The 18,509-nt window shown below is 60.9% G+C and carries 21 protein-coding genes and 1 pseudogene; 3 read left to right on the forward strand and 19 right to left on the reverse strand.

Annotated elements, in window-relative coordinates; genetic code table 11:
• Nucleotides 1-197: 197 nt before the first annotated feature.
• The 18 genes and pseudogenes from AruPA_RS18705 to AruPA_RS18790 form a co-directional block, all read right to left on the reverse strand.
• A complete protein-coding gene (locus AruPA_RS18705; protein WP_029314492.1) occupies nucleotides 198-1,397 on the reverse strand; it encodes an IS256 family transposase in 1,200 nt (399 codons plus the stop codon).
• Between the two features lie 164 nt (nucleotides 1,398-1,561).
• Nucleotides 1,562-1,717, reverse strand: a pseudogene (locus tag AruPA_RS18710) (pyridoxal-phosphate dependent enzyme); the annotation flags it as partial.
• A gap of 216 nt (nucleotides 1,718-1,933) precedes the next feature.
• Nucleotides 1,934-2,188 (reverse strand): hypothetical protein, encoded by a 255-nt coding sequence (locus AruPA_RS18715; protein ID WP_265638279.1) that lies wholly within the window; start codon nucleotides 2,186-2,188, stop codon nucleotides 1,934-1,936.
• Nucleotides 2,189-2,217: 29 nt separating this feature from the next.
• Nucleotides 2,218-3,399: a cytochrome c oxidase assembly protein gene (locus AruPA_RS18720; protein WP_265638280.1), complete on the reverse strand. Its 1,182-nt coding sequence runs from the start codon at nucleotides 3,397-3,399 to the stop codon at nucleotides 2,218-2,220.
• 2 nt (nucleotides 3,400-3,401) lie between these two features.
• On the reverse strand, nucleotides 3,402-4,337 hold the full coding sequence (locus tag AruPA_RS18725; RefSeq protein ID WP_265638281.1) for a copper resistance D family protein: 936 nt from the start codon (nucleotides 4,335-4,337) through the stop codon (nucleotides 3,402-3,404).
• The gene (locus AruPA_RS18730) at nucleotides 4,334-4,690 is read right to left on the reverse strand and encodes a copper resistance protein CopC (protein ID WP_265638282.1); all 357 of its coding nucleotides are present in this window, start codon (nucleotides 4,688-4,690) and stop codon (nucleotides 4,334-4,336) included. The genes AruPA_RS18725 and AruPA_RS18730 overlap by 4 nt, the downstream gene beginning before the upstream one ends.
• Before the next feature lie 144 nt (nucleotides 4,691-4,834).
• Nucleotides 4,835-5,482 carry a peroxiredoxin gene (locus AruPA_RS18735; protein WP_265638283.1) on the reverse strand — a complete coding sequence of 216 codons (648 nt, stop codon included), beginning with the start codon at nucleotides 5,480-5,482 and terminating at the stop codon, nucleotides 4,835-4,837.
• A 43-nt stretch (nucleotides 5,483-5,525) separates the two neighbouring features.
• Nucleotides 5,526-5,885 (reverse strand): hypothetical protein, encoded by a 360-nt coding sequence (locus tag AruPA_RS18740; protein WP_265638284.1) that lies wholly within the window; start codon nucleotides 5,883-5,885, stop codon nucleotides 5,526-5,528.
• A gap of 18 nt (nucleotides 5,886-5,903) precedes the next feature.
• A complete protein-coding gene (locus AruPA_RS18745; protein WP_265638285.1) occupies nucleotides 5,904-6,500 on the reverse strand; it encodes a TlpA disulfide reductase family protein in 597 nt (198 codons plus the stop codon).
• A 22-nt stretch (nucleotides 6,501-6,522) separates the two neighbouring features.
• Entirely contained in the window at nucleotides 6,523-7,077 is a 555-nt protein-coding gene (locus tag AruPA_RS18750) for a TlpA disulfide reductase family protein (protein ID WP_265638286.1), read from the reverse strand.
• Entirely contained in the window at nucleotides 7,074-7,793 is a 720-nt protein-coding gene (locus AruPA_RS18755; protein ID WP_265638287.1) for an SCO family protein, read from the reverse strand. The genes AruPA_RS18750 and AruPA_RS18755 overlap by 4 nt, the downstream gene beginning before the upstream one ends.
• Nucleotides 7,790-8,404, reverse strand: a complete 615-nt coding sequence (locus AruPA_RS18760) for a class I SAM-dependent methyltransferase (RefSeq protein WP_265638288.1) — start codon at nucleotides 8,402-8,404, stop codon at nucleotides 7,790-7,792. The genes AruPA_RS18755 and AruPA_RS18760 overlap by 4 nt, the downstream gene beginning before the upstream one ends.
• Complete coding sequence (locus tag AruPA_RS18765) at nucleotides 8,401-10,476, reverse strand: protein-disulfide reductase DsbD (protein ID WP_265638289.1); 2,076 nt, start codon at nucleotides 10,474-10,476, stop codon at nucleotides 8,401-8,403. The genes AruPA_RS18760 and AruPA_RS18765 overlap by 4 nt, the downstream gene beginning before the upstream one ends.
• Before the next feature lie 74 nt (nucleotides 10,477-10,550).
• Entirely contained in the window at nucleotides 10,551-11,006 is a 456-nt protein-coding gene (locus AruPA_RS18770) for a hypothetical protein (RefSeq protein WP_265638290.1), read from the reverse strand.
• 109 nt (nucleotides 11,007-11,115) lie between these two features.
• Nucleotides 11,116-11,439: a hypothetical protein gene (locus AruPA_RS18775; protein WP_265638291.1), complete on the reverse strand. Its 324-nt coding sequence runs from the start codon at nucleotides 11,437-11,439 to the stop codon at nucleotides 11,116-11,118.
• A 35-nt stretch (nucleotides 11,440-11,474) separates the two neighbouring features.
• The gene (locus AruPA_RS18780) at nucleotides 11,475-11,924 is read right to left on the reverse strand and encodes a DUF411 domain-containing protein (RefSeq protein ID WP_265638292.1); all 450 of its coding nucleotides are present in this window, start codon (nucleotides 11,922-11,924) and stop codon (nucleotides 11,475-11,477) included.
• A gap of 27 nt (nucleotides 11,925-11,951) precedes the next feature.
• On the reverse strand, nucleotides 11,952-13,367 hold the full coding sequence (locus AruPA_RS18785) for a multicopper oxidase family protein (RefSeq protein WP_265638293.1): 1,416 nt from the start codon (nucleotides 13,365-13,367) through the stop codon (nucleotides 11,952-11,954).
• A 154-nt stretch (nucleotides 13,368-13,521) separates the two neighbouring features.
• A complete protein-coding gene (locus AruPA_RS18790; RefSeq protein WP_265638294.1) occupies nucleotides 13,522-13,701 on the reverse strand; it encodes a hypothetical protein in 180 nt (59 codons plus the stop codon).
• A 440-nt stretch (nucleotides 13,702-14,141) separates the two neighbouring features.
• On the opposite strand from AruPA_RS18790, the gene AruPA_RS18795 reads away from it, so the two are divergent.
• Together AruPA_RS18795 and AruPA_RS18800 are read left to right on the forward strand one after the other, a co-directional pair.
• Entirely contained in the window at nucleotides 14,142-15,767 is a 1,626-nt protein-coding gene (locus tag AruPA_RS18795) for an ISL3 family transposase (protein ID WP_408858989.1), read from the forward strand.
• Nucleotides 15,768-15,846: 79 nt separating this feature from the next.
• The gene (locus tag AruPA_RS18800; RefSeq protein WP_265638296.1) at nucleotides 15,847-16,569 is read left to right on the forward strand and encodes a DUF2786 domain-containing protein; all 723 of its coding nucleotides are present in this window, start codon (nucleotides 15,847-15,849) and stop codon (nucleotides 16,567-16,569) included.
• 113 nt (nucleotides 16,570-16,682) lie between these two features.
• On the opposite strand, the gene AruPA_RS18805 is transcribed toward AruPA_RS18800, so the two are convergent.
• A complete protein-coding gene (locus AruPA_RS18805) occupies nucleotides 16,683-17,003 on the reverse strand; it encodes a hypothetical protein (RefSeq protein ID WP_265638297.1) in 321 nt (106 codons plus the stop codon).
• A gap of 122 nt (nucleotides 17,004-17,125) precedes the next feature.
• On the opposite strand from AruPA_RS18805, the gene AruPA_RS21855 reads away from it, so the two are divergent.
• Nucleotides 17,126-18,195, forward strand: a protein-coding gene (locus tag AruPA_RS21855) for an IS630 family transposase (RefSeq protein ID WP_408858985.1) whose coding sequence is annotated in 2 segments (ribosomal slippage) — nucleotides 17,126-17,615 and nucleotides 17,615-18,195 — 1,071 coding nt in all. Because the reading frame shifts where the segments join, the coding sequence is not laid out codon by codon here.
• The last annotated feature ends 314 nt before the right edge of the window (nucleotides 18,196-18,509 follow it).

Consider the following 18,509-nt stretch of genomic DNA (forward strand, 5'->3'; position numbering starts at 1 on the left):
CCACATGGCTCCTGTCTACACTTCAGACCCCGCGTTACCGCGACGCCCGCAAGACTCGGTCCCGGCCTGCCCGCTACGGCTCTAGCCGGATGAGACTTTCACTCACAGGCATTCATCAGCTTGGCATGACGTACTCCCAGCGGGTGGTGTAGGATTGTTTACCTCATCGCGCTCTCCGGCTGGGTTGGCCGGTGTTGTCAGGCTGCCGCGGCGGGCAGCTTGATGATGGGTTGATCGCACAAACCGGCGATGGTTTCCAGCGTCATGTATCGTCCGCGCTGGACGGTCCATTCGTCGTTTTGTTCGAGCAGGATGGCGCCGACAAGCCGGCGGATTGCGGCTTCGTTGGGGAAGATGCCGACGACATCGGTGCGGCGTTTGATCTCGCCGTTGAGGCGCTCGATGGGGTTGGTGGAGCTGATCTTGGTGCGATGTTCCTTGGGGAACCCCATGTAGGCCAGGACGTCTTCCTCCATGTCATCCATCATGGCGGCGAGTTTGGCGGTCTTGGGGCGCAGTTGGTCGGCGACTTGGCGCCACTGGGCGCGCGCGCTTGCTGCATCATCCTGGGCGAAAGCTGTTCCAACGAAGGCGGCGACCACGCTGCGGCCCTGGCGACCAGCATGAGCCAGCAGGTTGCGCATCGCGTGCACCCGGCAACGCTGCCAGGTGGCGTGCAGCACCTTGGCGATAGCGGCCTTCAGACCTTCATGGGCATCCGAGATCACCAGCTTGACGCCGCGCAGGCCGCGCCGGGCAAGGCTGCGGAGGAATTCGGTCCAGAACGTCTCCGCTTCGGACGCGCCGATCGCCATGCCGAGCACTTCGCGCCGGCCATCGCCATTGACGCCGGTTGCGATGGTCACGGCGACCGAGACGATCCGGCCGGCCTCGCGCACTTTCAGATAGGTCGCGTCCAGCCAGACATACGGCCAGTCGCCCTCCAGAGGGCGGTTCAGAAATCCGTCGATCTTGCCGTCGATCTCGCCGCACAGGCGCGAGACCTGGCTTTTGCTGATGCCGCTCATGCCGAAGGATTGCACGAGTTCGTCGACCGAACGGGTCGACACACCCTGGACATAGGCTTCCTGGATCACGGCCGCGAGCGCCTTCTCGGCCATCCGGCGGGGTTCGAGGAAGGCCGGAAAGTAACTGCCGTGGCGCAATTTCGGCACGCGCAGCTCGATCGTGCCGGCACGGGTTTCCCAAATGCGGTCGCGGTACCCGTTGCGCTGGTTGACGCGCTCCTCGCTGCGCGTGCCATAGGGCGCGCCGGTCCGGCTTTCGGCCTCAAGTTCCATCAGGCGCTGGGCTGTGAAGCCGACCATCTCACGCAACAAATCGGCATCGGAACTCTTCTCCAGCAGCGCGCGAAGGGCCATGGTGGGGTCGGTCATCGTCGTGATCTCCTCAGGTCATTGTTGGTCGGTTGCAATTCCAACCATAACCGAAGACCGACGATGGCCACCGCTGTGGATAAGTAGCCCGCCTGCGCCAGACTCGCTGGCGGTCGCTCCGGCGGGCTACTTACCCACAGCTCCTACACCACGGTATGGGACACGACCGCGGTGCGGTCCTTCACGGAGCCACCAGGGTTCATGAATTCGGCTTTGCCGAGAATGTCGCAGCCGGTCGCAGCGGAGGCCCGTGTCAGTCGGATCAGCGGCGTGTTGCCGATTGCACCGACGAGCCCGTCGGCGATTGTGGTATTGTTCATTATGTTCACTGCGTTCCTCTTGTACCGTTAGCGCAAAGTAAGCGTGCCTTATGGGCCTTCCAACGGAGGAAGGGTCAAGGGCCGCCTCTCCGCTGGACTATCTCACGGACCTCGCGCTGACGAGTTTGGAATGTTTTGACAAGGGTTTGATCTACGGGGTTGAGTTGCGGCAAGATTGCCCGAAGGCGGGTACTGGAAGAAGCTTCAACCCTATAATTATTTACCGTGTTGTGGGCCAAGAAGCAGCCATAGTCCGGCCAGGAAGCCCACGACATATGTGCTCACGCCCGCGATGCCAAAGTTCCAGCGAGGGGCCAAGATCACGATATCCATCGAGATGGCCATCAGAACCAAGCCTGATCCGGCGCGATGGCCACGCGCAAGCGGAATGATACCGATCAATCCGCCGACACCAAACACAAGGACCAGTAAGTGGGTCAGAAGGCCGGCCACTTGGAACGAATTCAACATCTATCGAGGAACACTTTCGGTAGCCCAGATCATGGTTTGTCCGACTGGGGTGATTTGGACGTCGATTTGACTGCGCGAGCGGACCGGCCATTAAGCGTCCGTGCGCCCACCTGACTGAAAGCCCCACTGTTGGCTTGGTAGTTCGTCATGCGATCATATACGACGGCAGCGATCAGGGTGCCGATCAACATGAACCCGACAAATCCGACCAGTCCGAAAGCGAGGTTGCGATTATCCCGACGCTTTTCGACGTGGAATTGACTGCCTCGCACCAGCGGGACGCCCACAACGGCGATTTGGCGATTGGCGACACGGTCTTCGTGGCTCGCAATACGATGGAGCGCGATCAGGGCGCCGAGTGTGATCATGGTCGAACCGTCGATCCACATAGTCAAACCGCCAAAGCGCTCGTCGCTCAGCGCTGAAATATGCCAGAAAGGCGCCATCCGCCCGTAGGCATTGTAGAGGACGACAGATTTGGCGCTGAGATAGAAGCCGAACAGGATGAAGTTCATCTCGGCTAAAAAGCACATCAGTATACGAGCGAGCAGCGGCGCGCCGAGCGGGGCTGGGCGCGGATCGAGAAGGCGAAAGAAAAAGATCAGGCCGCTCGCGAAAAGCGTAATGTGCCAAAGATCATGGATCAACGGGATGCGCAACGAAGCATCGTGGATCCGTGGGATCAGCCAGAAATCGCTGGTTCCGATAAAAAGAAGGCTCGCCAGGATCGGCTGGCTGATCGTTGCGAAGATTCGATGGACCGGGCCATTACCCATGATGGCGGGTACGAGTTTATGGCGCAGCCACTCCGGCATACCGCGCAACAGGGGCGCCTGCGGGGCCGCAAGCAGCAGAAGCATCGGCGCGATCATATCGAGCGTCATGTGCTCGACCTGGTGGACCGTAAAGAACTGGTCGGAAAAGCCCTCGATCGGTGACTGGAGAACGAGAAACAGCAACAGTATCGCCGCCGCGAAGGAAGCGTCCCGCGCTCCGATCGCCTGTCCGCTCCGGCGCCGGCCGCGCACGTACCAGGCCACGACATAGATCATCGGAATGATAATGATCGGCGTGAACTGCCAGAGGAGCCACGGCGTCGCCGCGAGCGCGGCCACGCCATCCGGCAGATGCGAGTCGAAACCATCCAATGTTGCCCAGCCGAGGAGGCTAACGGTGAGCCAAATGAAAGCGACCGATCTGTTGTGGTTCACGTCTAACCCGCCATGCCTATTTTCGCCATGTCCATCGCCGGCGGAAGCTCCATCAGAATGCCGGCGAGCATGACGACGGCGAGACCGATCACGGTTTCGATCGCAATGGATCTGTATAGAAAATTTTTGGCGTGCTGACCGTCAGGTGTCGGAAGGCGCGATGTCTGCCAACGATTGGTCGCTGCGATGCCAAGCAGCGACCCGAAAAGCACGAACTTTCCCAACGCCGCCCATCCGTAAGCCGTCCCGGTGAGGGCCGCGATGGTGCCGATCAGATACCAGGCCTGGATCGCGGCCGTCACCGCGATGGTGCTGACGCAGGCGACGCCGAGGCGGGAAAATCTGGTTGCTACAAGAAAGGCGGCCTCGGGGGTCAAGGCCCTGACGACGATCAGCAGCGAAACCAGGCCGCCGAGCCATAGGCCGGCGGCTAGCAGGTGTAAGATCAGGGTTGCGAGCAACAAATGTCCTTCGGGGCCGCCCATCGCGGCGCCGTGTCCAAGCCCGGCCTGCAACGCGACGGCGATGGCGGCGAAACTACTGGCGAGCACGACGCGCGGGGTACTCTCCCCATGGCCGAACACCCAGACGGCAGCGGCCATCACGATCGTGCGGATCATGAGAAGGTGACCGAAATTGGTGTCGCGCAGCAAAGGCGGAACGGCATCGAACCCGGCGCTGATCTGGTGCGATCCGGTGGCATAGATCGCCTCGCAGACGAGCCAGAGCAACCCTGTAACAACAGCGACGACGAAACTGGTCCGCAGAAACCTGACGATGGCGTTCCGCGCGTCTCGCGCGACCATTGTTTCATCATGTCTCAGGCCTGCCTGGGCAAACAGGCGGTAACCGGCCGTAGTACCCAGAATCGCAAGCGACGCCGCGACATGAATACCCCGGGCGACGCCTCGGACGAGCAGATCGGCAGAGACGCTCACGGTTTGACTTGAAAGCTGTAGCTTCCCTTGGTCCGATGGCCGTCGGATGCGAGCGCATGCCAGAGAACGGTGTAGCGCCCGGCACGATGTGATTCTCGCAGAGGGACGATCAAAGTCTTGGCGTTGCCCGGCGCCAACGTCGCCGTGCCATGGCTGATTTGTTTGCCATTCGGCTCTCTAACCACGACGCCGCTGAAATGCCGGTTGATGGTTTCCGTAAAATTGATCGAAAGCGATCCGGGAAGCTGTTTCAGCACAGCACCCGAAGGCGGATTTTCGTGAGCGGGATAGGCATGGGCCAGTGCCGCCACGGGTAACGCCAACAAAGCGACGATGCCGAGCGCCGACTTCAAGAATCTTCTCATTTGTCTCACCTTTCGAGGAACCTGGATTTCTGGGTTTCCTGGCGCCGTGTTTTCGATGGCTTTTGGGGGGAGATATTCGACCCCGCGACGAGCATGGTTCGCGCGGGGTCGGTTGGCGTCCTGGCGGCGCGCTTACTGGCGGTGCGGCAGCTTCGGTTGGGCGACCATCCGAAGATACGGCCGCAGGGTTCTCCAGCCTTCCGGAAAGCGTTTCTTAGCGTCATCGTCTGAGAGGCTCGGGACGATGATGACCTCATCGCCATCGTTCCAGTTCACTGGCGTTGCGACCTTGTGCGCATCGGTGAGTTGCAGGCTGTCGATCACCCGGATGATCTCGTCGAAATTCCGGCCGGTGCTGGGCGGATAGGTGATGGTCAACCGAACCTTCTTGTTTGGATCGATGACGAACACGCTGCGGACGGTCAGTGCCGGATCGGCTTCGGGGTGGATCATGCCGTAGAGGTTGGAGACCTTGCGATCGGCGTCGGCCAGGAGCGGGAAATTGAGCGTCTGGCCTTGGGTTTCCCGAATATCGTCTTCCCAGCCCTTGTGGCTGTCCGCCGGATCGACCGAAAGCCCGATCGGCTTGGCGTGCCGCTTGTCCCATTCGGGCTTCAGCCGTGCCACTTCGGCGAGTTCTGTGGTGCAGACTGGCGTGTAGTCCTTCGGGTGGCTGAACAGCACGCCCCAGGAGGCGCCGAGCCATTCGTGAAATTTGATGGTGCCTTGCGTGCTCGCCTGCTCGAAGTCGGGCGCGATCTGGCCGAGTTGGATACTCATGCTTGGTTTCCTTCAGTTCGGGTTCGAACGAACGTAGCTGGTTTCACGCGACGGTCTGGGGTTGCGGTTGGGCAATCGAGGCGACCGCATTCGACGGCATCGCGTCGCCCCGGCGGATCGTGCCATCGCCGTTCTGGATAGCGGCGTCGAGCAACGGTGCGGCGGTGGTTTTCGACTTATTCATGCCCATCATGCACAATCCTAACCCGCACATCACGAGGCACGGCGCCAGAGACAGGATGATCGGCGCCAGACCCGCCGCAACCAGCCAGCCCCAACCGCCAAGCGCGAGACCGCCGCCGGCGACGGCGACAAGGCCGACGATGATGGCAAGTCGCTTTGTCACGAAGCGGCGCCAGCCGGATCGGCGCGTGGTGCCGGTGTTATCGCAGCATGTATTCATGGTTGAAGACTCCTTGGTTCAGGTAGGTGATTTCGACGAGATCACATGGGTCAGGAATCTGACCATGCTTGGGCTATCCCAGACTGGGGCGTCTGATTCGAGACCAATCTCCATGCCATCCGGGTCGATCAGAAAGCTGACCGGAATTTCCTGAAGATTGAGGATTTCCATGGCGCTGCCGCTCGGATCGAGAAAAATTCCGAGATGCCGGATTTTGAACTGGGCGTAGAAATCCTGAACCGGGGCAAGACCGCCGGTATCGATCGAGACCGGAACGATCTGGAAGTGCGGACCGCCCAGTTTGGCCTGTAGCCGATCCAGCGTGACCATCTCCTTCTGGCAGGGGACGTACCAGGTCGCCCAGATGCACAGCAGCACGGCTCTGCCGTGAAATGATGCCAGCGAGATGTGCCGGCCGGCCTGATCCATGAATTTCAGTGCCGGAAAGGGTTTTGGTGCGAACAGTTGCAATGGTGGATGGGCGGGATCCGCCGTAGAGGCAGCGTGTGCAGCCACGATCAAGCGACCGGCGACCAGCACTGAAAGTACCATGGCGCCTCGGCGCGACAACTCGCGTTCCTCGCCGACTTCGCCCTCCTTCTGATTTGCGATCACTGAATTCATCCTGTCGTTGGTCTCAGGTGCGCCCGCATACCTGGTGCTTCAGAAATCTGATCACCGAGGGCGTGTCCCAGACGGCGCCGCCGGTTTCGCGGCCGATCTGTTTACCATCCGGGTTGATCAGAAAGCTGGTCGGAACACCCTCGAGGTTGAGTAACTGCATGGCGCTGCCGCTGGGATCGAGAAAAATGCCGAGATGCTCGACCTTGATCTCGGCATAGAATTTTTTGACCGCCGCGAGACCGCCAGTATCGATCGAAACCGGGACCACTTCGAAATGCGGACCGCCAAGCTTCGCCTGCAACCGATCCAGGGTGGGCATTTCCTTGCGGCAGGGGACGCACCAGGTCGCCCAGATGTTCAGCAGCACGAATTTGCCGTGGAAATCGGCGAGCGAGAGGGGATGACCGGATGCGTCGGAGAATTTGAATGTCTGCAACGGCTTTGGCGTGGTGATATAAAGCGGAGGGGCGTTCGGAATGGCGGCGGCGGCGGATCGCGGCAGGCCAAGCGCCGCGCCGGAAGCCGCGAGGGTAAGAAAACCACGCCGTGAGGATGGCGACAGGGTCATTGGGCGATTGCCTTTTTCATGACGTGAACGAGTTGCGGTACCGTGATGGACACCGGGAACAGATTTTCGAACTTTCCGTTCGGCGCTATCAAATAAATGAAGGTCGAATGACTGATCAGGCTCTGCCCCGACGCTTCGTGGTCTGTCGTGTTGAAATAAGCGTCATACTCCTTGGCAACCTTGGCTGTCTCCGGGAGCGTTCCGGTCAGCCCGATGATCTTGTTGCTGAACTTAGGCAGATAGGTCTTGAGGATCGCGGGCGTATCATGAGTGGGATCGACGGTGATGAAGACCGGAGAGACATGTTTGGCGAGCGGCCCGAGTGCGTTCATCATGATCGCCAGCTTTTCAAGCGTGAGCGGACAGTCGTCCGGGCAGCGCGAGTAGCCGAAATAGACCAGCATCCAGCGGCCATGAAAACTTGCCGGCGTCATCGTCTGGCCGAACTGGTTGGTCAGGGTGAACGGACCACCGATCGGCGCGCCGGGCGGGATCGCGGAATTGGTCGTGCTCGCCAATTTGCTGTCGTGGTTCCAACCGAGCAATCGCGCCAGGGCATCGAGCGCGCCGTGCGAGGTGAGGTCGAGGGCACCGGGATCGATGGCGACGAACGTCATCGCCGCTCCAAGGCCGACCGCGCCGCCAAGCGCGATGCGCCGGCCGATCCGGCGGCCATGCGTTGGCCCATTCGTTGATCTTTCATGGATATCAGTCATGCGGGACGCGCCATGCCTTCATAGAGATAATTATGCGTCGGTGGGCCGGGCATTCGCTCGTGTGCCAATCGCTCTATGTTGAACCCGGCTTGGATGATCAACGCATCGATCTGCCGGTTGATATGGCATCCGCCGGCAATCAATCCCCACGGACGATCGAGCCGGTCTTGCCAGCGCGCCATGTTGGGTTCCGGCACGCGGCCATGCTCGATGAACAGCAGCGCTCCGCCTGGTTGAAGCACCCGCCGCGCCTCGCGTAGTGCCTGGACGGCGTTCGGAATGGTGCAGAGTGTCCATGTGGTGACAACCGTATCGATGCTTGCGCTTTCGATCGGCAGGCTCTCCGCCGAAGCCTCGATCAGTTCGATCGGCACGATCGCACTGGTGGCGCGCTCCTGCGCCATGCCCAACAGGCTGACAGAAGGATCAACGCCGGTAACCAACGTCACATCGGAACTATAAAATGGCAGGTTCAGGCCGGAACCGACGCCGAATTCCAGCACCTGTCCCCGTGCGGCTTCGATGACGCGCCTGCGAAACGGCACTAGCGCCTCCTGGCGCATGGCAAAATTCAGAACGTGGGGAAGAATTTTACGGTCGTAGAAATTCATCGTGCGGCTTCCATGCCTCGGGGTGATCCGGCCGCGCGCCGGAATGCCTGCATCACGGCACCCGATGTCAGCAGGGACGGCAGCAGGACGCCTGATCGCGCGCCGGGGCCGTAGACGACATCGAGCGGTACACCGTAGCGCCCGAAACTGCGCAGATAGGCGGTGATCGGCGGGCTCGGGCGGGTCCAATCTGCGCGCAACGCGACCACGCCGGGTGAGCGCAACTGCCGCGCGACCGGATTGCGATCGAGCACCGTAAGTGCGTTGACCTTGCAGATCAGGCACCAGGCAGCGGTAACATCGACGAACACAATTGTGTTGCCGGCGACCAGCTTGACGATGCGTGCCTGGTCGAATGGCTGCCAGACCGCGTTGTCTGCGCGTTGCCTGGCGGGTGCCTGACTGGCCGGGATCACCGATGGCTCGATCACCGTGCCAACGACGGCCGCGATCACCGCAATCGCGCCAATGTGGCGCCAATTGTCGTGGTGGTCGCGGAGACGATGGCGCCAGAACAGCAGAGCGAGCATGGTAGCAAGGGTGGCGCCGGCGAAAAGAGATGCGATGGGCGACACTACGAACGCGATGATCCAGACCAGCCAGATCGCCGTGCCCAGCATGGCAAAGCCGAGAATGACGCGCAGCGCGATCATCCAGCGTCCGGGCTTCGGCATCCACCGTACCAGGCCAGGGAACGCGGCGACCAACAGATAGGGCAGCGCCATACCGATTCCGAGGGCTGCGAAAATGCCCAGGATCACCAGCGGATCGCCGGCGAGCGCGAAACCGACCGCGACTCCGATGAAGGGTGCCGAGCAGGATGTGGCGAGCAGCGTTGCAAATACGCCGGTCAGAAAGCCAGCGGTTCCGGCATTGCCTTCGTTACCCAGCGTCGCGGTGCTTGAGGCCAGGCCTGGGAGCGGAATCGGCAGCCACTCCCAGAGGCTGGCAGCGAACAGCGTGGTGATCGCCGCCATCGCACCGAGGAACCAGGGTTGCTGGAATTGGATGCCCCAGCCGAAGGTGGCACCGATCGCCTTCAGCGCGATGACCACGCCGGCCAGAACGAGATAAGAGACGACGATGCCGAGCGCCGTCGCCAGCAGCGTGATCCGCAACCCCCGTTTCTCACCACCCGAAGCCCCGGCGAAGCTCATGAGTTTGAGCGACAGGACCGGAAGGGTACACGGCATCACGTTCAGGATCAGACCGCCGAGCAGCGCGATTGCAAGGATCAGCGCCAGGCTTGCACCGGCGCCGTGCGGCGGGATCGGACCGACTATCGGAGTCGCCGAAAACACCGCAGCAGTCGAACCATTTTCCAGCGTGAACCGCAGTTTTCTCTCGGCAATCGCGGCGGCTCTTTCGCCCTTGAGAGTCACACTCAGCACGCCGCGCCGATGCCCGGTATCGAGCCAGACTTTTGGCGCACCCGGCGTTGCGGTCGAAAAATGGTTCTGGATGAACAGATCGGGGCGCGACAGGCGCGCGCCGCGCGCATCGACAACAAGGGACAATATCGCCGTATTCTTCTGTTCAGACGATTTGGATATCACCACTTGCGACAGGATAAGCCCGGCCTGGGCGAGCGTACTCGGCACGTGCGCCCAGGCGCGGGCGATCAGGGGCGCTTGCGGACCAGGGCTCGCGAGGCCCGCAGGCAGGGTGAGCACAAGCTTGGCGGTATAGGGGATGCAGATCGTCTTGCATGCCGAATAATGCACCAGCGCGCGTAGGACCATCGGCGTGCCGGGGTGTTTCGGCACGATCGACAGCGGCAGGACGACGCCGTGCTCGTAGCCCTGCGTCACCAAGCCGTACAGCATGTAGCGGTGCGGCGCCGGCCAGTACATGTGGGCCGATTTGACGTTGGTCGAGCCCGTCCAATCGATCGAGGGCGGAATCCCCGCCGCACCCGGATTGCGCCAGTAAGCATGCCAACCGCGTTCAAGCCGGATCTGCAAACCGGCATCGACCTGCGAGGCATTACCGGTTGCTTCAGTTGCGGTGATAAGGCGCGCGGCGGCGTGTTTGTTGCCGACCCACGGCGTGCTCGCGGCAAAAGCTGACACCACTGAGGCCAGCGCAAGCGCAAATGCGCAAATTAAAGTCCAAAGCGTAGTAATGTGCGGTTTCGATCGGACGCTCACCGACGTGTCCCTCCGGTCGAAAGGATCGGGCGGTAAGCAAATAACAATGCGATGCCGGGAACCACCAACCACTGAAGCAACGGCGATAGGCCGGTTCCGAGTACCGGCAGAACCGGCATCGCAGCGCTATAGGCCCAGGTGCCGCGCACCGTTACGTTCAGCCACTCGCTGAACGCCGTGTAGGCGACACCGGCCGCCAGCGTGACAAACATTGCTCGTCCGACGTGAATTAGCGGCCAAGATGACCCCGCCGCGCCAATGCCGACCAGCATGGTGATCGTGCCGATAACTAGATCGCCTATCCAGCAATGCAGCACCACAAAAGCAAGATAGAGGGGGCTCGAAGTCCACCAGAGGGTATAGAGTGGCAACTGAGCTGTTTCCCACACGAGATTGCCGACCGCCATCACGCCCAGATAGCGGCGCAGCACGGCGTACCCGGCTTGGTTCATCGGCCGTGTCGGCAAGCGCGAGATCACGATAGGGGGCTGCGTCAACATGTTCGCTCCGACGTGCGGCCATCCGGTGACGCGCCGAGGCGCGTCACCGGCCGCTGCGAGATTATGACTTGGTGGTGGTGGAGGACTTGCCCATCATGGAGCCGTGATGGGCACCCATTTTGCTGTGACCCATGTTGTCGGCCATCTTGTTCATCACGCGGGTACAGGCGTTCATCATCGCCATCATCCCCATCATGCCTTGCATGCCACCACCGGACATGCCGGTCTTGCCTTTTTCAGTCATTTTACCGCCCGACATCATGCCACCGCCGGTCATTGATTTGGCCTGCGGCGCCGGTGTCGTTGCCGCATTGGCGATAACCGGCGCGGCCAGGACGCCGAACGACATCGTAGCCGCTACAAGTGCAGTTTTGATTTTCAGCATTTTAGGATTCCTTGTGTGATTGACGAGCAGGATGCTCATTTGACGACCGCGAAGACGATCGGCTTCGGTGTTCCGACCAGATAGACGGCGATCGGCGATACCGTCATGCCTGCCATGGCAGGCATACCAGGCAGACCGGCTGGCATTCCCGGAATTGCCAGACCCTTGGCAGACGAGGGTTCGGCGAGGAATTTTTTGATGAGCGGTGCCGGAATATGCCCCTCGAACACATGATCGCCGATCTTGGTCAGATGACAACCGACCAGAGACTGCGGGATGCCGGATGCCAGCGTGATCTGCTCAAGATTCGGCGATGGAATGACTGTCACTTTGTAGCCGTTCTTGTCCAGATACTTGGCATAGGCTTCGCAGCACGAGCAGGACGGATCCTTGTAGAGCGTTGCCTTGATCGGTGTCGCGAACGCCGTAGCAGGGGCCAGTACCGCAAGGGCAATGCCGGCATTGAGCAGGGTACGTCGATTCATTGATCGGTCTCCATGGTTCGGGTTAATTCAAGCGACGTTGATCACGGTCATCAGCCCGCTCGACTGGTGCTCGATGACGTGGCAGTGAAACATCCAGTTGCCGGGGTTGTTCGCGACGAAAGCGATATCGACAATCTCTTTCGGGCCTACGATCACCGTGTCACGCAGATGAGGATACGGCTCCTTGACGTCGTTGCGCGACAGAACGGTGTAGCTGTAGCCATGCAGATGCATCGGGTGCCAGAACGACGTGTGGTTCTCCAGCGTCAGCAATACGGTCCTGCCGCGTGGTATGCTGAAGATCGGCTCCATGCCATCGCTTTTCCGGTGTCCATCGGTAATGCCCCAGACCGGCGCGGGCTTGCCGTCAACCGCCATACCCATGCTCATCATGCCGCCGACAATGGTGAGATGGTGGCGCACCGGGTTGCTCAGATCGGGCTTCGGCACCGGATTGGGTGGCAGAATGATCGGCATGGCCGGCAAGGACCGAAATTTCGGTGGTTGTCGCGTGTAGGACAAGGTCACTAGACGGTAGGTTGCGTGGCGACCATAATAATCGTCGATAACCGGATGATCCCGGCCCGGCTCACCGATGGTGTCGAGTTGCAGATCGACCCGCTGCGCTGGGGCGATGATCACGCGGCCGTTCGATGGTGCAAACGGATGGCAAGGCTGCCCGTCGAGGGCGATGATCGTGACGCGATGGCCGGGAAAGCGAAGCGCCATGAACCGCGCGAGGCAGGCGTTGACCAGCCGGATCCGCAGCCGTTCCCCGGCGCGCAGCGTTATCGGTTTGGGGACCATGCCGTTGATGGTGACGACACTGCCGATCCGCCCGCTCATCGCGGCTTCCATCGGCGTATCGAAACCAGGCACGAACTGATCGTTTGGCTGGAACGCCCAGTCCTGCAGTACCCAAAGAAGGTCACGATCGAACGGCGGTGGTTCCGGTTCCTTGACGATCAAGGCGCCCGCCAGACCCCTTCCCATCTGATGCGCCGTGTGCTCGTGCGGGTGATACCAGAAGGTCCCGGCATCGGGCGGCGTGAACGCGTAGTGGAAATCGGCACCCGGCCGGATCGGCGGTTGCGTCAGGTAGGGCACGCCGTCCATTGCGTTGGGCAGGCGGATGCCGTGCCAGTGGACCGTGGTGTTCTGGCCGATGCCGTTGGTCACCAGGGAACTGAACGGCTCGCCCTGGTGCGTCGTGACGACGGGGCCGGACACGGTTCCGTTATAGGCCAGGACGTCGGTCTTAGGCTTTGCCTCGCCGAGGATCGCGGCTTTAGCGGATGCCGGACGCAGCTTGAAGGTAACGGCGGTCTCGCTCGCCGCGCGGGCGTGTCTCATCCAGGGCAGCACGCTCGACGCGGCAATCGCGGCGCCCCCGTGGGTCAATAAACGCCGTCGTTGCATCGAAGGCGGAAACTCGATCGTCATGAATTATGATCCCTCGCAGTTCGTGATCACACATGAGCGGCGTAATCGACGATCAGGATGGGTGCGTCGGCACCCGGACACAGCGCCTACGCAAACTATGAAAGGTTTGCGTACAGGGAAGCCCGACCGCCCGTCCGGTACGACCGGCGGCGGTTCAGCTCAGCGCGAAGGATCGAGGTGGGGGTGCATCCGGTGTGAGGGGGTGACCAAGACCAAAGGATGCTGCCAGCGGATCATAAATCATCGTCGTGCCGATGAACGCGACGGTGCCAGTCCCCGTGCTTGGCAGTGCTGCAGCATTGGTGCAGGCCGACGCGATGCAGCGCGCGGTCATGGAACGATGGCTGGCCCGACCAGGATGGTGATGTCCGGGGCAATCTAGACCGAGACAGACAGACAAAGTCGCCGCCGCGTGGGTCATCTGAATCGCGGTTGATTGCGTCATCGGCATCACACGTGCGAACCCGTGTATGCTCGTGGCGATCACGAGAGCAAAGACGACCAGGACGCGTATCATGGTTCGAAACACGGATTAGGTATATCGCTCGCGCGACGGCATGGCAAGCGGCACATCCCTGCTACTTGACCAGCAGAGTGAACCGCAACGCGCAAGATCACAGGAAATCGGGTAGTGTCTCAGTTTGCAATTCTCTGTTTATAGGGCTCTGCCTCAATTCGTGTGATCGTGGTGCTGCTTGACGGCTGGAACGGAGACTGGGCTGATGTGGCATGATCAAAAATACAAAATGGGCGCTTGGATCTGGCCTCGAGCTCTTGGGGTCGGAGTGCCGCGACGGGCGCTGGACGGTCTCGGCCGTGGGACGGGGAAGCGCTCGTTGTCCCGGATGTGATGTGCGATCTAGCCGGCGTCACGGTTGGCAGGTTCGCCTTCTGCAGGACCTGCCGGCTCAGGGGACGCCGGTCACGCTACGCGTCTGCCTTTCACGATGGCGATGTCAGAACCAAGGGTGTGCGCGTAAGACGTTCAGCGATCGGCTTCCCACAATCGCCCCACCGTCTGCTCGAAGGACCTGCCGGGTGACCGATTTGACCAGGCTTTTCGACCATGCCGCCGGCGGTCGTCGGGCAGAGTGCCTGATGGCTAGCCTGGGGCTGCCACAGAGTGATGACACGATTTTGCGTCATCTCAAGCGCCATGCTGGCGCGCGCGCCGAGGCAGCAACGGTGCGGGTGGTCGGGGTAGATGACTGGGCTTGGCAGAAGGGGTTCCGCTACGGGACGATCATGGTCGACCTTGAACGACGCGAGGTGGTTGACGTGCTGCCTGACCGTTCGGCAGAGGCCACCGGCCATTGGCTGGCGCAGCATCCCGGTATTGAGATCGTCAGCCGAGATCGCGCCGGTCTCTACGCGGAAGGAGCTCGCCAGGGAGCGCCGCAGGCCAGGCCGGTGGCCGACCGCTTCCACTTGCTGCAGAACTTCCAGAAGGCGATCGAGCAGCAGTTGAGCCGCGCGCCACGGCCCAACAGGCAACCCTCGCCGTCGCTTACCAAGGCCGAGCCCGTGATCCTCGCTGAATGGATTGGTCACGGGCGGCAGCCAGCGTTGGTAGAACATCGGCAACTGGGTTCAATAGGCCGCAGGGCCGTCAATACGGACAAGTTCAACCAGGTCAAAGCTTTGCAACTTTCCGGTCACCGCATCACCGCGATTGTCCGCCAGACGAAGTTCAGTCGGCGCACCGTTACGAAATGGGTGCAACTCGATGCGCTGCCAGAGCGCAACGTGATGGCGCCGAAGCCGAACACACCAAGCGGTTTTCACGACCATCTTGCTCGACGCTGGGCCGAGGGTTGCACGTCCGGGCGGGTCTTGCTGCTGGAGATCAGAGACCTTGGCTACACCGGCAGCCTATCTCATCTGGGTCGGCTGCTGGCGGGTTGGCACCGTGCCGGGCGCCCTGTCACTGTCGATGCCGCCACGGCTGCCACGCCCAATTTGATCGATCCATTGACCGGACATCTGGTCTCGCCGATCGTGGCCGCTGCATTGTGTGTCAAGCCGCGCGGCTTGCTGACGGAAACCCAGGCGGCAAAAGTGGATGCGTTCAAGACAATATCTCCCGCATTCGCCACGATGCGAGCATTGGCCATGCGCTTCCGGGGCATTCTGCGCGGCGGCGACGTCGAAAAGCTCACCGTCTGGCTGCATGACGCCGACCTCTCAACGCTTTATGGTATTCGCCGCTTCGTCCATACGCTGCGCCAAGATCTGGCGGCGGTTGGCAATGCAATAACCGAAACCTGGAGCAACGGTCAGACTGAAGGTCAGATCAACCGACTGAAGACGCTGAAACGGGCGATGTACGGCCGTGCGGGCGTCGATTTGCTCCGCGCGCGAATGATGCCCTTCAGAGTCGAGCCGAATCACACGAATTGAGGCAGAGCCCCCAATATCGAGGCTTGCCGCGGCTTCGGCGCCTATGGCAGTCTGCCAGTATTGCCGCCAGGGGACCGCATTGAGCCAGAATGACGAACTTGCCCGGGTCAAGCTTCGGATCAGAGCATTGACAGAACGGACAGTCGCACGCGGTTGTACCGAAGCCGAAGCCATGACCGCCGCTGAGATGGTCGGTCGCTTGCTGGAACGCTACGCCCTGTCGATGGACGAGGTCGATCTACGCCGTGAGCCTTGCGTCCAGATCGAGGTACCGATCGGCGGTCAGCGCAGACGGCCAATTGACGCCTGCGTCCCCGCCCTCGCACGCTTTTGCGATTGCAAGGTTTGGCTCGCGCGGAACGCGGAAACGGTCAACTACATCTTCTTCGGCTTCGAGACTGACACCGCCCTCGCCGCCTATCTGTTCGCCGTGATCGAGCGCGCGATCAGCACCGAACTGTCCGGGTTTCGGAAGCGGACGCGAAGCGTAACCGGCGTTACACTCAGGCGCGCGTCATCGAGTTTTCAAGGAGGTCTCGCATCGCGAGTTGCCGACCGGTTGGACGTCATGCACACAGAACGCGAAGCCTCTGTGGCAATGCAACGAGCGACCGGGACCGCGCTGATGCTGATTCGCCATCAAGTGGTGGAAGCCGCTTTCCAGGCAAAAAACGTACGGCTGCGGTCTTTGCCCGGTCTGAGTTTGCGCCGCAATGCGGCGTTCCGGGCCGGTCAAGAGGCCGGCGAACGGGTTAATCTCCGGCCACCCATCGAGACCGGCGAAACCGGGTTGCTCATCTAATGGCGGATCGACAGCGCTCGCGCGTCTATGCCTGGGAAGACCGAGCGATCTCGCCGCGTGACGCCAGCATCATCGCATTTCCCGCCGCTCAGGGCATCGTCGATGCGATCTGGTCAGAGATGGGTCTGCTTTACCCGCCGCGCGTCGAACGACTCCCGTTTCAGGCGCGATGCCGGATCGCCGATGCCGATCGATTGACGATCAGAATGCCCCAGACGATCCCATCGTGGTGTTTGCTGCATGAAGTCGCCCACGCCATGACCACGACGATCGACGGGCATTCGGATGGACACGGTTCTGCATTCATGAATGTCTACCTCGATTTGCTCGTCCGCTACCTCCGCTTGAACGCGGTAGATGTCAGACTGGACGCAGTGCGCGCCGGACTGAAAATTTGCTCTGGCGCTTCGAAAGCTTTCTTCGTTGACCGCCAATATTAAATCACGACAAAATGACGGATAATACCAACCGGCTAAACGGTTGACTCGCGGGGGATTCTCAAATTTTTGTGGCTGTGTTTGAATGATTTCTGTCGATTCGCGAGGACGGAGGGATCATGTCGCAGGCATTGGCGATCACCAATCATGATCACACGGCGGCCGATTTACGCCGTTTGATGTCGCGCCAGCGCGACGGCGATGTGGTTCGCCGGCTTTCGGCATTGGCGCTGGTGCTTGAGGGCAAATCGCGTGCGGAGGCAGCTGCGTTGAGCGGCATGCAGCGTCAGATATTGCGCGACTGGGTGCGTCGCTACAATGCCGAAGGGGTGAGTGGCTTAACGTCACGGGTAGGTTCGGGGCGTCGACCGGAGCTGAGCGAGGCGCAAATGCAGGAGTTGAAGGCCTTGGTGATCAAGGGCCCTGATCCAGAGACCGACAAGGTTGTGCGCTGGCGCTGCGTTGATCTGAAGGCGCTGGTGGCGCGGCGGTTTTCGGTGGAAGTGCATGAGCGCACGATCGGCAAGTGGTTACGCCAACTGGGCCTGACCCGGCTACAGCCGCGCCCTTTCCACCCAAAGAAAGATGCGGCGGCGCAGGAGACTTTTAAAAAAACTTCGCCAGCCTGAGCTGCGATGCGCTGCCAGCCTCGGCGGCCGGCAAATCAATCGAGGTGTGGTTTCAGGACGAAGCGCGGGTCGGGCAGAAGGGCTCGATCGAGTATGTCTGGGCCGAAACCGGCTCGCGGCCGGCGATGGTACGTGATACCCGCCATGATAGCCTGTATATCTTTGGGGCAATTTGTCCGGCGCGCGGGGTCGGTGCTGCCATCATCATGCCGAGCGTGAATACCGAGGCGATGAACGAACACCTCAAGGAAATCAGCACCCAAATCGCGGCCTCCGCCCACGCGATCCTGGTCTGCGACGGTGCTGGCTGGCACCAGCCAGGCGAACGCCTGATCGTGCCCGACAACATGACCCTGATACCACTGCCCCCCTACGCCCCCGAACTCAATCCAATGGAAAATGTCTGGGATTATCTGCGCGGAAACAAGCTGAGCAGCCTCGTCTGGAACAGCTATCAGGACATGCGCAATGCAGCCAAAAACGCTTGGAACTTCCTCGTCAGCGATCCTGCAAAAATTACCTCAATCGGGACTAGAGATTGGGCACAGGTTACGCGTTAGGGCGGTTGGTATAATTCGAGAAAATGAAAATCGAACAACGTGAGCCTGCCCGGCGATCAGCGCTCTACAGTCCATTATGCCGACCTCTGCCATCATATCAGCCTGGCTGGCCATGCTCGCTGAAATGGACCCGGCACAATTAGTGGGCCTGTAGAAAGGCCAGAAGTTTTTCGGTGGGCCGGTATCGTCGCGGTGCGGTTTCCGCTGGCGCTGTCCTGGCCATTGAGCGTTCCTTGATGGCCAGGTCTGCATGCAAGTAAATCTGCATGGTTTCGACATTCTCTTGCGTCAACCCAGATCGAGAACCGTGTTGC

The sequence above is a fragment of the Acidiphilium sp. PA genome (assembly GCF_026191915.1).
Taxonomy (GTDB): Bacteria; Pseudomonadota; Alphaproteobacteria; order Acetobacterales; family Acetobacteraceae; genus Acidiphilium.